We start from the raw sequence: 14,952 nt of genomic DNA on the forward strand, positions 1-14,952 counted from the left end.
CAGTTCAATGGCGCACGCACAAACCGCTCTTGTGTCACCCGAAAAGTATTATGTTCCGCACCACAGTCCATGGCCGATCTTCGGATCGTTCTCCTTGTTCACAGGTGTCGCCGGCGCCTCTTTGTGGCTGAACGACGTCGCTGCGGGGCCGTGGATATTCGGGCTGGGCGTACTGCTGCTGCTCACCATGTTCGCTGGCTGGTTCGGCGCAGTCATCAGCGAAAGCGAGGGACGGCTCTATAACGATGCCGTGGACCGTTCCTTCCGTATGGGTATGATGTGGTTCATCTTTTCCGAGGTCATGTTTTTCGCAGCGTTTTTCGGTGCGCTGTTCTACGCACGGCAGTTCTCCGTACCCTGGCTGGGCGGCGAGGGCGTGAAACTGATGACCCAGGTGCTGCGCGGCGACGGCTTCGAAGCGAGCTGGCCGACGAACGGACCGGGCGATGTCGGCGGTGACTTCGATATCATCCCGGCGTTCGGCCTACCGGCGATCAACACCGCCATCCTGCTCAGTTCAGGCGTCACGATTACGATCGCCCATCACGCGATCAAAGCCGGCAACCGCGCGATGCTGAACACCTTCCTCGGGCTGACGATCCTGCTGGGCTACCTGTTCGTATTCCTGCAGGCCACCGAATACGTCGAAGCGTATCAGCACTACAATCTGAAGCTGACCAGCGGCATCTACGGTTCGACGTTCTTTATGCTGACCGGCTTCCACGGCCTCCACGTGACCATCGGTGCCATCATGTTGACGGTGATCTGGCTGCGCTGTCTGAAAGGTCACTTCACACCGACCCATCATTTCGCGTTCGAAGGCGTTGCCTGGTACTGGCACTTCGTCGATGTGGTGTGGCTGGGCTTGTTCGTATTCGTATACTGGCTATGACGAGGCGGCGTACACCAAGCCACAGAGGCTCGCACCGGACCGAAGGAGGGCGGATCGAACGGCTGGAACTTGGGCAGGCTGCCGATCCAATCTGCAAGCGCAATCGTGATCGCCGGTGAAGACCCGAGCTAGCCTCCCAGCCCATGCGGATGGATCAGTCCCTGCGACCAGGCAAGGAGCAGCAGGATGAACAACAATACGGAAAGCGTCACTCTCACCGTCAGCGCCTTCACCATCTTGCGCGACTGGCCCTTGTCGTTCACGAGATAGAACAGGCTGGAGGCGAGGCTGGCCACGATGGCGATCAGACAGGCCAGGATGAGGATGTTGAGGATGGGCATGAAGGCCGAGTATACGTGAACGGATCATCCGCGAATCCTCGTCTTGCGCCTACAGTGTTGGCGACGGCGCTGACCTTGATGGTCATCGCGGGATTTGTGCGGCTCGGCTTCTGGCAGTTGCATAGCGCCGCGGAAAAGCGCTCCTTGATGGCGCAGCATGCCTTGAACCGGCAATCGACCGTCGATCTCACGCCGACGAACGCCGGCACCTTGTCGCGCTATCAGCGCGTACGTCTGCGCGGACGCTACGATTCCCGACACCAGATCCTGCTCGACAACATGCCCTCGAACAGTTCCGCGCATCCCGGGCAACCCGGTTACCGGGTACTCACCCCGTTCGCCCTCGAGCAGGGCGGATGGCTGCTGATCGATCGGGGCTGGCTGGCGTCCGGACCGACGCGCGCCGTAGTTCCCGCAGTCGACGTAGGCACTACGCCGCGCGAACTGACCGGCTTGCTGAGTCACCTGCCGCGCGCCGGCGTGCAACTCGATCAAAGCGCCATCGCAGCCGAGGGTTCCTGGCCACGTGTGCTGAACTTTCCGCAACAGGCCACCCTGGAGCGCGTACTTTCCCGTCCTCTGCTGCCGGGCATGGTTCTGCTTGATCCCCAGGCCGTCGACGGCTACGAGCGTGTATGGGAAATACGCTTCTCGATCGGACCGGCACGGCATATTGCCTATGCAGTGCAATGGTTCGCTCTGGCGGCGGCGGCGTTATGCATCTATCTTGTGCTGATCTACAGGCATTATCGAAGCCGATGACCGAACCGAATCCCTCGATGGACTTCGAGCCTGTCCACAGGCGGTCACGCCGGCAGTTGTGGTTGCTGATCGCGGTGTTTTTCGCTCCCCTGGCCACGGCGTTCCTCCTATATTACGGTTTCGAAGACTGGCGTCCATCGCGAAGCACCAATCAAGGGGAGCTGCTCCAGCCTGCGCGCGCCTTGCCTGTCTTCGAATTGTCGACACCCGAGGGTACTACGCTTACAAACGAGTCCCTGCGCGGCAAATGGAATCTGGTCTATATCGGCGATGGGCAATGCGGACAACGCTGCCGGGAAGCGCTGGTCCTGATGCGCCAGAGCCGTCTGGCGCTGAATGAAGACCTCCCTCGGGTGCAACGCATATTCCTGACCACCGGTCATTGCTGCGACCAGCACTACCTGCAATCCACGCATCCCGGTCTGATCATCGCGCAGTCCGGCACGACCGGACAGCCACTGCTGCATGCATTCCCCGGCGCACCGGCGGCCGAGCCTGAAGCGGGCTACATCTATATCGTCGATCCGCTCGGCAATCTGATGATGCGCTACTCTCCCGAGGCGCCGCACAAAGCCCTGCTGGAGGACCTGGAGAAGCTGCTCAAACTTTCCCATATCGGCTAAGCGCGGGTTCCAGGCAGGCGCGCCACCCGGCTTGCCTGGAACCCGACCGGCATCGCGACCCCGAAGGGCGTGACCGGGCTGTATCGTTTCCCTCAATAAAGCCTTTCCATCGCCCTCCCGACCGGCTATAAGCCTGACCGCAAATGAACGCGCGACTAACTTTGTTTCGACGCCTTGCGCTCGCGGGTGTACTGCTGGCCCTCGCGGTCGTGATCCTGGGTGCGTGGGTACGCCTGAGCGCAGCCGGCCTGGGCTGTCCGGACTGGCCGGGATGCTATGGACATCTATCTGCAGACAGTGCGGCACGCAATATCGAGGCAATCAGCGAGGCATTTCCGCACCGGCCTTTCGAGTATCACAAGGCCCTCAAGGAAATGGTCCACCGGTATTTCGCCTCGAGCCTGGGATTGCTGATCCTGGTGCTGGCCGGCCTTGCCATCCGCAATCGTACCGATCCCCACCAACCGGTGGCGCTGCCGCTGATTCTGGTGGCCTTGGTGATCTTCCAGGGGCTGCTGGGCATGTGGACCGTGACCTTGCTGCTGAAGCCTTTGATCGTAGTCCTGCATCTGCTGGGCGGGCTGACTACCTTGTCGCTGCTGGCCTGGCTGTCCATGCGTTCGCCCGCCGAACGGGCGGTGACGGAACGAGGCGGGACGGGCTTGCGCAAACTCGCCGTAGCTGCCTTCGCAGTGCTGGTATTGCAAATCGCCCTGGGCGGTTGGACCAGCAGCAATTACGCCGCGCTTGCCTGTCCCGATTTTCCGACCTGCCAGCATACATGGTGGCCGGAGATGGATGTGCAAGACGCCTTCATCCTGTGGCGAGGCCTGGGTATCGATTACGAGGGAGGCGTCCTGGATCATCCTGCACGAGTTGCGATCCATTTCGTCCATCGACTGGGCGCCATCGCTGCCGCGCTGATGCTTGGGCTGCTGGGTTTCACCGCCTGGCGCCGCGGCACGACACCTGCTGTGCGCAATACCGGCGCAATATTGCTGCTGATATTGGTGGCGCAGCTGATACTCGGGCCCTGGATGGTAATGCACGCACTACCGCTATCGCTGGCCACCGCGCACAACGGAGTCGCCGCAATACTGCTATTGGCCACGCTGCGGTTGAATCGGCTACTGCGCTGATCGGCTGCATTTCCCGCTGGAACATGGGGCCATGTCTCGAGGCGCGGTACCGCCTGTAGAATGGCGGGTCCGCCCCCCGGCTCTGTTGCATGGTGCATACAAGGTCACTCCGGCAAGCCGCATCCTGGCGGAATTCTTATGAAAGAATCGTAACGAACAGGCGGAGTATTCCAAGATCGATGATCACCGGCCGAAAGACCTGCTCGAGTAAGAATCTTCGCCATGAAGGATCAAGATTCGGCCGTAAGAGGCTATCGTGATCCCTGCACGCGTGCGTAGCGTCACTCCCCGGCTGCTCATCGTTATCGTCGTCGTCACGCTGATCCTCTACGGATCGCTATACCCGTTCAATTTCAAGCCTGGCGCCATCGAAGGCGGCCTATTGCAGGCCCTACGTGAGTTGAACTGGGCACGCGCCGGGCGCGACGATCGCATCTCCAACGTGTTGCTATATCTGCCGCTGGGTTTTTGCCTGTTCCTTTGGCTGCACAGTCACTTCGGCCGCCATGCTTCGATCCTGATCGCCGTCCTGGCAGGCACGACTTTGTCCTTGAGTATCGAGATCGTACAAGTCTATGTACCCGGTCGTGTTTCCAGCCTGACGGACCTGACCCTGAACGCCGCCGGCACCGTGCTCGGGGCAGCGGGCGGGTTGATCTGGAGCCTGTTGAGCCGGCTCATGCATCAATCGGCGCACGTTGAAAAGTCCGCCGCCGATCCAGGTGCTGTCGTGCTTATACTGTTCTGGCTGACATCGCGATTCGTTCCTTTCGTCCCGCAACTGAATCTGGAGAAGCTGAAAACAGCCTTGCAGCCGCTGTTTGATCCGAAGTTCGGCGCCGCGGCCGTCTTTACGTATCTGACCTGCTGGATGGTCGTGCATCAGGCGGTCGCCGCAACGACCAGCCGCCCCAAGCGCCTTGATCGGCTATTGCTGCTGATTACGGCGGTACTGCTCGGCAGCCTGTTGCTGGCCGGGCAGGCCTTCGTGCCCGCCGAGCTATTGGCGCTGTTGCTGCTACTGCCGCTGTTAGTGTTGATGCACCGGCTCAAACCTCATCCACGGCACGCCGCGTTCGTCTTTGCGATACTCGCCGTGCTGATCCTGAACGGATTGGCGCCGTTCGATTTCGAGACACCAGCCAGCCGGTTCGATTTCTGGCCCTTCATGGCATGGCTGCGTGTCGATCCGCTCCTGAGCCTACGGACAGCAGACTGGGCGGCGCTGCTGGATAAGACATTCCTGTTCGGTGCGCTGATCTGGACCCTCAGGATCTGGGGTACGACAACCCGGTTTGCGGCCGCCTGTACGGTCATGGTGATATCGGTCGTCGAAATCCTACAGCTGTGGCTGCCTCGGCAGGATGCATCGATTGCCGATCCGCTGCTGGCTGCGGCGGTGGGTTGGCTGATGCACCGGCTGTACCGCACGCGGCCACCGCCGTTCGGACGGGATGCTATCTTACGAGACGCGCACAACCGGTGAATTCGTGTCCGTCCAGCACCGCCTTCGCGCTGAAGGCGAACATTTCCCCCGACATCGAATCCTGACAGGGCTGCATCTCGACCAGTAGTTCCAGCATGTGGCCGTCGGTTGCCGCCTGATAGCGTTCGGCGCCATCGAGATTCTCAGTCTCGGACGCATCGAACTCGATCGGCGCAGGCAGATCGGGCTGCTTCCAGCGCAGCACGCGCTCGCTCACTTCCAACGCCCAGAACGGTTCATTGCCGCGGGCGGCAAGCCGATACTCCGGCACCGGAGCATCACAACCGCGCACTTGATCGCGCGCGGCCGCGTACAGCACCTGCTCCAGCAAAAAGGTGCCGGCATACCTCGCGGCGGTCTGCTCGTCCAAGGCGTGACCTGAATCGCCGGCCGCCTCATCGGTGGTAAACCCGACGAAGCGCTCGCCGTACGCTTCGACATACAAGGAGATCTCGTCATCGCCCCCCTCGGCAAAAAGATCCCAGGTCGACAGGCCGTCGGAGCGATCCAGTATCAGCAGGTCGGCCGTCTCGCCGCACGCACGAAACGTCGCGCGTTTGCCGGCGATGCGGACCGTGCCTCGCTTGATCGCCAGGCCCGAATCCGCCGGCGGACGGGCTGCCATACCGCTCGTGCGGCCCGGCACCGCACCGCCATCCGGCAAGGAGCCGTCAGGCGATGAACGATCCGGCGAACAGCCGATACACACGACCGCCGCCGCACTGAACCACCATGCTCGCCACACACGCATCCATGTACTCCCGTAATCTCGCCGTCCAGAATACCGCGGAATCGACCCAGGCAAGCTAGAATGCGACTCCTCATGGATATCTCCCCGCTTCTTTCCGGCCTGAACGACGCGCAGCGCGCAGCGGTCGCGGCGCCCCTGGCCCCCACGCTCGTGCTGGCAGGTGCCGGCAGCGGCAAAACACGCGTACTGACCCATCGGGTTGCCTGGCTGGTGCAGGTCGAACAGGTCTCGGCGCACAGCATCCTGGCCGTGACGTTCACGAACAAGGCCGCCGGGGAAATGCGTAGCCGTATCGAATCCATGCTCCACGTTCCAAGCGCTCCCTTGTGGATCGGCACATTTCACGGTATTGCGCATCGGCTCCTGCGACTGCACTGGCGCGAAACAAATCTGCCGCAGGCCTTCCAGATCATGGACGCCGACGACCAACTACGCGCCATCCGCAAGCTGTTGAAGGCACGCAATATGGACGAGGCGCGCTGGGCACCCAAGGAAGTGATGTGGTTCATCAATGCGCGCAAAGACGAGGGCCAGCGAGCCGGTCAGCTCAAGGACGAGGGCGACCCCACACGGCGCGAGTTCATTCGCCTATATGCAGCCTATCAGGAACAGTGCGATCGCAGCGGCATCGTCGACTTCGCCGAACTGTTGCTGCGCGTCTACGAGCTGCTGCGCAACAATCCGGATATGCGGGCGCACTATCGCCGGCGTTTTCGCCATGTGCTGATCGACGAGTTTCAGGACACCAATACGATCCAGTATGCCTGGTTGAAGCTGCTCACCAGCCCGGATCCGGAAACTTCGCCGGGTGGGCTACCGTTCGCGGTGGGCGACGATGACCAGTCGATCTATCGCTGGCGCGGCGCGCGCGTCGAGAATCTGCACCAGTTCCAGCGTGACTATCCAGGCGTACAGTTGTTTCGCTTGGAACAGAATTACCGCTCCACCGGCAATATTCTATCGGCGGCGAACGCCTTGATCGCCAACAATAGCGGGCGGCTGGGCAAGAATCTCTGGACCAGCGGCGAACAGGGAGAACCCGTCAGGTTGTACACCGCCTTCAACGAACGCGATGAAGCCGATTTCGTGATCAATCAGCTGCGCGATTGGATCGACAAAGGCGGCCGGCGCGACGAGTGCGCCATTCTTTATCGATCGAACGCTCAGTCCCGCACCTTCGAAGAAGCACTGCTGTCCGCCCGTATTCCATATCGGGTATATGGAGGACTGAGATTCTTCGAACGCGCCGAGATCAAGGATGCGCTGGCATATCTGCGTCTGATCTTCCATCGCGCCGACGATGCTTCCTTCGAGCGTATCGTAAACCTGCCGACCCGCGGCATCGGTTTGAAGACGCTCGATACCGTCCGCGATTATGCGCGCGCCAATACCTGCTCGATGTGGGAAGCCGCCGGCGCATGTATTGCGGAACTCGGCGCACGGGCGGGCTCCTGCCTACACGCCTTCCTGGCATTGATCGACCTGCTCGATCAGCAGATCAGGGCATTGCCGCTGTTCGAGCAGGTCGATCATGTCATTCATGCCAGCGGCCTGCTTGCGCACTATCGCCAGGAGAGGGGCGATCGGGGCGAGGCCCGCGTGGAAAACCTGAACGAACTGGTCACCGCGGCGCGCAACTACGAGCCGGACACAGAGGACGCGATGCCCCCATTGGCCAGCTTCCTGGCGCATGCCGTGCTGGAGTCCGGCGAACAGCAGGCCGACGCCTGGGAAGACAGCGTACAGATGATGAGCCTGCACTCCGCAAAAGGCCTGGAATTTCCGCTGGTCTTCCTGACCGGCCTGGAAGACGGCCTGTTTCCTCACCTGCGATCGCTCAGCGACGCGGAAGGACTGGAGGAAGAACGCCGCCTGTGTTACGTCGGCACGACACGTGCCATGCGCCAACTGTATCTGACCTATGCGGAACAGCGCCGTCTGCATGGCCAGGACAACTATGCCGCACCCTCGCGCTTCATCCGGGAGATTCCGCCTGAATTCATCGAGGAAGTTCGTCCGCGCATCCAGATCTCCCGCCCGGTCTACATGCCGCGCGGCAAGGCCCCTGCAGCATTGCGCGAAGATACCTCGGCCATGGGTATCCAATTGGGCCAGCGAGTCAGACACGGAAAATTCGGCGAGGGAGTCGTGGTGGACATCGAGGGCCAGGGCAACCATGCGCGTGTGCAGGTCAACTTCGAGCAGCATGGTTCGGCGAAATGGTTGATGCTGACCTATGCGAACCTGGAACCGGTATGAGCGATCGGCAAATGGTCCTCCCGCCCAGGATCCTCGTCTGCTGTGCCTTCGGGATTCACTACAGACGAGGACCCTGGGCGGGACTATCTACCTCCAAATGGAGAAACCGAAAGCCGAATCGGCGACTGATCACAGCCACGAAGCAGCACTCATGAAAATCCTCATCCTCGGCGCCGGTCAGGTGGGCCGTACGGCGGCCTATCACCTGGCCCGTGAAGAGGCAAATGAAGTTACGGTCGTCGACATCAACGACGAACTGTTGCGCGATCTGCAGGATCGCATCGATATCCGCACTGTGGCCGGTAACGGTACCCAGCCCCGGATCCTGGAAGCAGCAGGAGCGCGCAATACCGATATTCTGGTCGCGTTGACCAATAGCGACGAGGTGAATATGGTCGCCTGCCAGGTCGCCTGGAGCTTGTACAACAAGAATGCCACGCATATTGCGCGCATCCGCTCTTCCGATTTTTCCAGCCATTCCAGCTTGTTCGGCGGTGAAGCCCCGGCTTTCGCCGTAGACGTCACCATCAATCCGGAACAGCTGGTCACGGAGCATGTCGTACGCTTGATCAAGTACCCTGGGGCGCTGCAGGTGCTGGATTTTGCCGATGGCCGCGTACGCCTGGTCGGCATTCGCGCACGCAGCGGCGGAGCGCTAGTCGGTCAGCAGCTCAAGCAGTTGCCCATGCATATCAAAGGACGCAATGCTCGTGTCGCCGCCATCTATCGCGGGGATCACAGTATCAAACCGACCGCTGACACGACGATCGAACACGATGACGAAATTTTTTTCATTGCTGCACGCCGTGACATCCGTGCAGTCATGAATGAACTGCAGAAACGCGAACATCCGGTGAGGAGGATAGTTATCGCCGGTGGCGGCAATATCGGCTTCCGGCTGGCTCAGCGGCTGGAAATGGAACACCAGGTCAAGCTGATCGAACGTAACTCCCGCCAGGCACGGCGGATTTCCGAACATCTCGGCAACACGATCGTGCTCAATGGCGACGCGGCGGACGAGGAACTGCTGCTGGAGGAAAACATCGATACTGCAGATGTATTCGTTGCGGTGACGAATGCCGAGGAGGCCAATATCCTGTCCTCCCTGCTGGCCAAACGGCTCGGTTGCCGCAAGGTGATGGCGCTGATCAACCGACCTGCCTATGCGGAGCTCATGGAAAGCGGTACGATCGACGTCGCCCTGTCACCGCAGCAGATTACGATCGGCTCGCTGCTGGCGCATGTGCGCCGTGCCGACGTAGTACGTGTGCACTCGCTGCGGCGCGGCGCCGCCGAGGCCATCGAAGTCATCGCTCACGGCATGCAGAACGACAGCCGGGTGATCGGCCGGCGTATCGAAGATATCCCTCTGCCGGAAGGCGCATCGATCAGCGCCGTAGTACGCGGCGATGAAGTACTGATCGCCCACCACGATACAACGATCCTGCACGACGACCACGTCATCCTGTTCCTGACCGACCGCAGGCACATCGAAGCCGTCGAGCGTCTGTTCGACGTACCCCGAAGAAGACATCGATGAACTACGCGGTCGTGCAGCGTATTCTCGGGCTGTTGCTGGTGATGTTCAGCCTGACCATGCTGCCGCCGGTCATCGTTTCACTATATTTCCAAGACGGTAACCTGGCGCCGTTCGTCGATGCCTTCGTCGCGTTGATGATGTTGGGAGGTCTCACCTGGTGGCCGGTACGTCACAAGGTGCGCGAACTGCGCGTGCGTGATGGATTTCTGATCGTCGCACTATTCTGGGCTGTACTGGGCGTGGCCGGCGCGGCACCCCTGATGTTGTCGACCGAAGTGGAAATGTCGATCACCGACGCCGTATTCGAATCGGTATCGGGCTTCACCACGACCGGCGCAACCGTACTGGTCGGCCTGGATACCATGCCTCGCTCGCTGCTCTATTACCGCGTCCAGATCGAATGGCTGGGCGGCATCGGCATGGTGGTACTGGCAGTGGCTCTGTTGCCTATGTTGGGCGTCGGCGGCATGCAGCTGCTGCGGGCGGAAACTCCCGGACCGGTCAAGGATTCGAAGTTGACACCGCGCATCACGGAGACCGCAAAGGTTCTGTGGATCGTATATGTTTTCATCACCGCAGCCTGCGCGCTGGCCTACTGGCTGGCTGGCATGACGCCATTCGATGCGCTGGCGCACAGTTTTTCGACTGTCGCCACCGGCGGTAATTCCACGCACGATGCCAATCTCGGCTATTTCGACAGTACGGCGATCGAAATGATCGCCGTGGCGTTCATGTTCATCGGGGGTATCAACTTTTCATTGCATTTCCTGGCCTTTCGCTACCGCAGCATCGTCAACTATGCCCGCGATCCCGAGTTTCGCGCCTATGTAACCTTGCTCGGCCTGGGAGTGGCGCTGTACACGATCGTTCTATGGCTGGATCGGTCCTTCGATGAGCCGCTGCAAGCCTTGCGCCTGGCTGTCTTCCACGCGGTGTCGATGCAAACCAGTTCCGGTTTCTTTACAGACGACATGTCGCACTGGCCGAGTGCCCTACCGGTCATCCTGATGCTCTCGACCTTCGTCGGCGGCTGCGCCGGCTCGACCTCCGGCGGCATGAAGGTGGTGCGCTGGCTGCTGCTGTGGAAACAGGGGCAGCGCGAAGTCGTGCAGCTGGTGCATCCGAACGCCGAAGTCCCGGTAAAACTGGGGCGCAAACCGATCGATCCACGCGTCATCGACGCCGTGTGGGGCTTCTTTGCCGTGTACGTGGCCTCCTTCGGATTATTGATGGTCCTGCTGATCGCCAGCGGCGAGGACCAGGTGACCGCGTTCTCGGCGATTGCTGCCTGCATGAACAACACCGGCACGGGCCTCGGGGAGGTGGCGGCCAACTTCACGACCATCACCAGCCCCGGCAAGTGGATCTGTGTCGTGGCAATGCTGCTGGGCCGTCTGGAAGTTTTTCCGCTGTTGGTATTGATCTCATCCACTTTCTGGCGGCGCTGATTATCGCCGCTCGACGCATTTCGACTTGAAGTATCCCAAGGCATGGCTTTCGCACTGAAGAAATACCGCAAACAGATTCTTGCCGCCGTGGCGCTATTGATCGGTCTGCTGATCATCGCGCTACTGGCCTGGACGCTGTATCTGGATCGCAAGATCACCGCTCAATTCGAAGGACGGCGCTGGACCCTGCCCGCACAGGTCTATGCGGAACCGACCGACCTGTATGTCGGACAGGTTCTCAGCGCCGATGCATTGGAACAGGAACTGATACGGCTGGGCTATCATCGCGCCCGTCGCGCGAGCAGTCCGGGCGCCTACAGCCGCGACGGCAACCGCATCGAACTGGTATCCCGCCGCTTCCCATTCTGGGACGGCTTGCAGGAATCCCAGCGCCTGACGATCGTAACGCACGGCAACGCGATCTTCGGGATGCGCGATGCCAGCGGCGAGGAGATACCGATCTTTCGCCTGGATCCGCTGTTGATCGGCAGTATTTTTCCGGTTCACGGCGAGGATCGGGTCGTCGTGACTCCACAGGAGGTGTCGCCGCTGCTGCCGACTGCCCTGAAGGTCGTGGAGGACCGGCAATTCGACTCGCATCTCGGCGTCGATTTCAGTGCCATCGCGCGCGCTGCCTGGGTCAATCTGCGTGCGGGACATATCGCACAGGGCGGCTCGACGCTCACCCAGCAACTGGTCAAAAGCTACTTCCTGGACAACCGGCGCACCTTCAGCCGCAAGATCGAGGAAGCCGTCATGGCCATGCTGCTCGAGGTGCACTTCGAGAAGCAGGATTTGATGAATGCCTACATCAACGAAATCTACCTGGGACAAGACGGTCGACGGGCCATCCACGGCTTCGGGCTCGCCAGTCAGTTCTATTTCGGCAAGCCGCTGGCGGAACTGCAGTTGCATGAAGTGGCTCTGCTGGTAGCCATCGTGCGCGGCCCGTCCTACTACGATCCGCGCCGGCATCCGCAACGTGCGCGCGAACGCCGCGATCTAGTGCTCGAACTCATGGCCCGGCACGGGGTGATCGACAACACCGAGGCGCAACAGGCGGCGAAACAACCTCTGGGTATCCTTGGTGCCGACAACCGTGCCGGCGGCTATTACCCGGCGTTCCTGGATCTGGTGAGGCGCACCTTGCGCCGTGACTACCGGGAAGAAGACTTGACCGAGGCCGGACTGAAGATCTTCTCGACACTCGATCCGCGCATCCAGAATGAAGCTGAGAAATCACTGGCTCAGGAACTCGACCGGCTCGACAGGACGCGCAGACAGCCCGCTGCGCACAAACTGGAAGGCGTCGTCATCGTCACCGCACCGCAAAATGGCGAAGTGATCGCCATGGTCGGTGGACGCCAGGCGGGTTTCGACGGATTCAACCGGGCGCTGGATGCACACCGGTCTATCGGTTCGCTGGTCAAACCCGTCATTTATCTCGCGGCAATCGAGACCGGGTTGTACAACGCCGCAACCCTCGTCGAGGACGGGCCGGTCGAGGTGAAGTTGCCCAATGGCAAACTCTGGCAACCGCAGAACATCTCGAAGCAGTACTACGGTCCGGTACCACTGGTGCGCGCATTGGCGCAGTCCCTGAATCTCGCCACGGTACATCTAGGTCTGGAAGTCGGGCTGCCCAAGGTAACACGTAAGTTCGTCGCCCTGGGCCTGGGGCAGGAGCCGCCGCAGCTGCCGGCAGTGCTATTGGGTGCGGTCGATGTTTCACCGCTGGAAGTGGCGCAGCTTTATAACGGGTTCGCCAACGGCGGCTTCAGCACACCTCTGAGGGCCGTGCGGGCAGTGGTCGATGAGCAGGGCAAGCCGTTGAAATCGTTTGCACTCGAAATCACTCCGGTAGCAGACCCGAAAGCCGTGTACGAGGTCAATCGCATGCTGGTGCAGGTGATGGAGCACGGCAGCGGGCGAGCGGCGCGCAGCCGCCTTCCCGCCGACGTCGTCGTCGCAGGCAAGACCGGCACGTCCTCGGATTATCGCGATAGCTGGTTCGCGGGTTTCTCCGGCAACCATTTGGCCGTGGTATGGATCGGCTATGACGATAATGCGCCGACCGGCTTGACCGGCGCCTCCGGCTCCCTGGCGGTCTGGTCGCGCCTGATGGGCTCGATCGACACCGCTTCCTGGAGCGCGGCGCTGCCCGAGGGACTGGAGGAAACCTGGATCGAGTTTGCGACCGGACTGGCCGCCCGTCCGGGGTGTGGCGATGATGTGATCCTGATCGCCGTGCCGCGCGACACTCGGATCCCGGCACGTGCGGGTTGCGAGGCCGATCCATCCCAGGAACCGGCTAACGCGCCGCCGCTGCAGAAGCAGGCACACCGGTGGTGGCAGGGTATCATTCGGCGGCCATGAGGGTTGTATTCGTGACCACTCGTTCCTGCGCTCGCGGCCATTGGCCAAGCCTGGCACTCGCATCGATACCGGCGGTGCGACTACCGGGATGTGCACTGCGAATCGCATCGGGTTCGCGTATGCCGCCATCATTCCCCAAGATGCGCCGGCAGCTCCCAGGGCGCCTGCCGGCCTTGTTGCTGATCGGTCTGACGCTGGGTGCCTGTAGTATCCCGACCCCTTATGAGCCACCGGTCGCCCCGTTGCCCGTGCCACCGGAATCCCCGGTGCAAACCCAGCCGGCAATCTCACCAGGCGCCATCGATGAGCCCGAGCCGCTGCCTGAACCAGTGCTGCGCGAGCCGATGCTGGGCGCCGCATCACGCGCGTTGGTCAGCCAGGCACAGGCGCAACTCGACAGTGGCAATTACGCTGTCGCCGCGGCGTCCATCGAGCGGGCTCTGCGCATCGAACCGGACAATCCGCTGCTCTGGATCGAACTGGGGAAGCTGCGCCAAGCCGAGGGAAATCATGTGCAAGCGGAAAACATGGGCCGCAAGGCCGTGTCCATGGCTGCCACCGCGCCGCGTGCCCAGGCCGATGCCTGGCGGCTGATCGCCGAGTCCTACCGCGCCCGGGGTCTGAATACAGAGGCGCAAGAAGCCTTGTTGCGCGCCGACGGTTTGAGGCGATGAACCGTGACCGTACGAGCAATACTCGGAGCAAAGAGCATCCCTTGAGTGTCGAACGGCATCTTTTATGATCGGCTTGCTGCAACGCGTCAGTGAAGCAAGCGTCGAGATCGACGGCCGAATCGCCGGCGCGATCGGTACCGGGCTGCTGGTACTGATCGGTATTGAGCGAGGCGATCGCCAGGCGCAGGCGGACCGTCTACTGGAACGGCTGCTGACCTACCGGGTCTTTCCCGACGCCGAGGGCCGTATGAACCGTAGCCTGACGGACATCCACGGGGAGTTGCTGCTGGTCCCGCAGTTTACCCTGGCCGCCGACACCCGCAAAGGCACCCGGCCCGGCTTCACCCCGGCGGCCGAACCCCGGGACGGCGAAAAATTATTCGCCTATCTCGTGGAACACGCACGATCGCGGCATCCACAGGTCCAAACAGGGGAATTCGGGGCACACATGCGGGTCGCACTCATCAACGACGGCCCGGTGACATTCTGGCTGCAGGTCGCACCGGACGTGAATTGAGCTTTCGAACCTCGATTACGGCGTCGACGCCGCGGGGCCGGGACGCGGTACCGGGTTCGCGGCTCGAGGCCGCGAATCGAGCTGCAGGGCGAAGGCACAGGAGATTTCCGGCAGAAAGGCGCAAATTCCCAGCCTTTCATCAAA

13 protein-coding genes are annotated in these 14,952 nt (G+C 61.4%); 11 read left to right on the plus strand and 2 right to left on the minus strand.

Features of this window, described 5'->3' with window-relative positions:
* The first annotated feature begins 7 nt into the window (after positions 1 to 7).
* On the plus strand, positions 8 to 892 hold the full coding sequence (locus ACG33_RS15320) for a cytochrome c oxidase subunit 3 (RefSeq protein ID WP_066923595.1): 885 nt from the start codon (positions 8 to 10) through the stop codon (positions 890 to 892).
* A gap of 128 nt (positions 893 to 1,020) precedes the next feature.
* Here ACG33_RS15320 and ACG33_RS15325 read toward each other — a convergent pair whose 3' ends face one another.
* Positions 1,021 to 1,233 carry a twin transmembrane helix small protein gene (locus tag ACG33_RS15325; RefSeq protein WP_066922518.1) on the minus strand — a complete coding sequence of 71 codons (213 nt, stop codon included), beginning with the start codon at positions 1,231 to 1,233 and terminating at the stop codon, positions 1,021 to 1,023.
* A gap of 15 nt (positions 1,234 to 1,248) precedes the next feature.
* Between ACG33_RS15325 and ACG33_RS15330 the strand changes: the two genes are divergently transcribed.
* The 4 genes from ACG33_RS15330 to ACG33_RS15345 all read left to right on the plus strand — a co-directional run bounded on the left by ACG33_RS15330 (position 1,249) and on the right by ACG33_RS15345 (position 5,243).
* A complete protein-coding gene (locus ACG33_RS15330; RefSeq protein ID WP_157071825.1) occupies positions 1,249 to 1,995 on the plus strand; it encodes an SURF1 family protein in 747 nt (248 codons plus the stop codon).
* Positions 1,992 to 2,618, plus strand: a complete 627-nt coding sequence (locus ACG33_RS15335) for an SCO family protein (RefSeq protein ID WP_066922522.1) — start codon at positions 1,992 to 1,994, stop codon at positions 2,616 to 2,618. Before ACG33_RS15330 ends, ACG33_RS15335 begins: the two co-directional genes overlap by 4 nt.
* Before the next feature lie 143 nt (positions 2,619 to 2,761).
* Positions 2,762 to 3,757 carry a COX15/CtaA family protein gene (locus ACG33_RS15340; protein ID WP_066922524.1) on the plus strand — a complete coding sequence of 332 codons (996 nt, stop codon included), beginning with the start codon at positions 2,762 to 2,764 and terminating at the stop codon, positions 3,755 to 3,757.
* A gap of 256 nt (positions 3,758 to 4,013) precedes the next feature.
* Positions 4,014 to 5,243, plus strand: coding sequence for a VanZ family protein (locus tag ACG33_RS15345; RefSeq protein WP_066922526.1), 1,230 nt, complete (start codon positions 4,014 to 4,016; stop codon positions 5,241 to 5,243).
* Here ACG33_RS15345 and ACG33_RS15350 read toward each other — a convergent pair.
* Positions 5,215 to 5,994 (minus strand): COG3650 family protein, encoded by a 780-nt coding sequence (locus ACG33_RS15350; protein ID WP_066922528.1) that lies wholly within the window; start codon positions 5,992 to 5,994, stop codon positions 5,215 to 5,217. The two genes, ACG33_RS15345 and ACG33_RS15350, sit on opposite strands and share 29 nt — an antisense overlap.
* Before the next feature lie 72 nt (positions 5,995 to 6,066).
* On the opposite strand from ACG33_RS15350, the gene uvrD reads away from it, so the two are divergent.
* The 6 genes from uvrD (at position 6,067) to dtd (ending at position 14,808) form a co-directional block, all read left to right on the plus strand.
* Entirely contained in the window at positions 6,067 to 8,253 is a 2,187-nt protein-coding gene (gene uvrD / locus ACG33_RS15355; protein ID WP_066922530.1) for a DNA helicase II, read from the plus strand.
* A 151-nt stretch (positions 8,254 to 8,404) separates the two neighbouring features.
* A complete protein-coding gene (gene trkA / locus ACG33_RS15360; protein ID WP_066923598.1) occupies positions 8,405 to 9,793 on the plus strand; it encodes a Trk system potassium transporter TrkA in 1,389 nt (462 codons plus the stop codon).
* Positions 9,790 to 11,241 (plus strand): TrkH family potassium uptake protein, encoded by a 1,452-nt coding sequence (locus tag ACG33_RS15365; protein ID WP_066922533.1) that lies wholly within the window; start codon positions 9,790 to 9,792, stop codon positions 11,239 to 11,241. The genes trkA and ACG33_RS15365 overlap by 4 nt, the downstream gene beginning before the upstream one ends.
* 42 nt (positions 11,242 to 11,283) lie before the next feature.
* Positions 11,284 to 13,617, plus strand: a complete 2,334-nt coding sequence (mrcB, locus tag ACG33_RS15370) for a penicillin-binding protein 1B (protein ID WP_066922535.1) — start codon at positions 11,284 to 11,286, stop codon at positions 13,615 to 13,617.
* Positions 13,618 to 13,736: 119 nt separating this feature from the next.
* A complete protein-coding gene (locus ACG33_RS15375; protein WP_168160121.1) occupies positions 13,737 to 14,291 on the plus strand; it encodes a tetratricopeptide repeat protein in 555 nt (184 codons plus the stop codon).
* Positions 14,292 to 14,355: 64 nt separating this feature from the next.
* Positions 14,356 to 14,808 (plus strand): D-aminoacyl-tRNA deacylase, encoded by a 453-nt coding sequence (gene dtd / locus ACG33_RS15380; protein WP_066922539.1) that lies wholly within the window; start codon positions 14,356 to 14,358, stop codon positions 14,806 to 14,808.
* Positions 14,809 to 14,952 lie beyond the last annotated feature (144 nt).

This window comes from Steroidobacter denitrificans, assembly GCF_001579945.1.
Classification (GTDB): domain Bacteria; phylum Pseudomonadota; class Gammaproteobacteria; order Steroidobacterales; family Steroidobacteraceae; genus Steroidobacter; species Steroidobacter denitrificans.

Bases quoted from the DNA above. Each gene is read 5' to 3' on its own strand.
- mrcB (WP_066922535.1), top strand. From the start codon at position 11,284: ATGGCTTTCGCACTGAAGAAATACCGCAAACAGATTCTTGCCGCCGTG.
- trkA (WP_066923598.1), top strand. From the start codon at position 8,405: ATGAAAATCCTCATCCTCGGCGCCGGTCAGGTGGGCCGTACGGCGGCC.
- ACG33_RS15365 (WP_066922533.1), top strand. From the start codon at position 9,790: ATGAACTACGCGGTCGTGCAGCGTATTCTCGGGCTGTTGCTGGTGATG.
- ACG33_RS15320 (WP_066923595.1), top strand. From the start codon at position 8: ATGGCGCACGCACAAACCGCTCTTGTGTCACCCGAAAAGTATTATGTT.
- ACG33_RS15325 (WP_066922518.1), bottom strand. From the start codon at position 1,233: ATGCCCATCCTCAACATCCTCATCCTGGCCTGTCTGATCGCCATCGTG.
- uvrD (WP_066922530.1), top strand. From the start codon at position 6,067: ATGGATATCTCCCCGCTTCTTTCCGGCCTGAACGACGCGCAGCGCGCA.
- ACG33_RS15350 (WP_066922528.1), bottom strand. From the start codon at position 5,994: ATGCGTGTGTGGCGAGCATGGTGGTTCAGTGCGGCGGCGGTCGTGTGT.
- ACG33_RS15375 (WP_168160121.1), top strand. From the start codon at position 13,737: ATGCCGCCATCATTCCCCAAGATGCGCCGGCAGCTCCCAGGGCGCCTG.
- dtd (WP_066922539.1), top strand. From the start codon at position 14,356: ATGATCGGCTTGCTGCAACGCGTCAGTGAAGCAAGCGTCGAGATCGAC.
- ACG33_RS15335 (WP_066922522.1), top strand. From the start codon at position 1,992: ATGACCGAACCGAATCCCTCGATGGACTTCGAGCCTGTCCACAGGCGG.
- ACG33_RS15340 (WP_066922524.1), top strand. From the start codon at position 2,762: ATGAACGCGCGACTAACTTTGTTTCGACGCCTTGCGCTCGCGGGTGTA.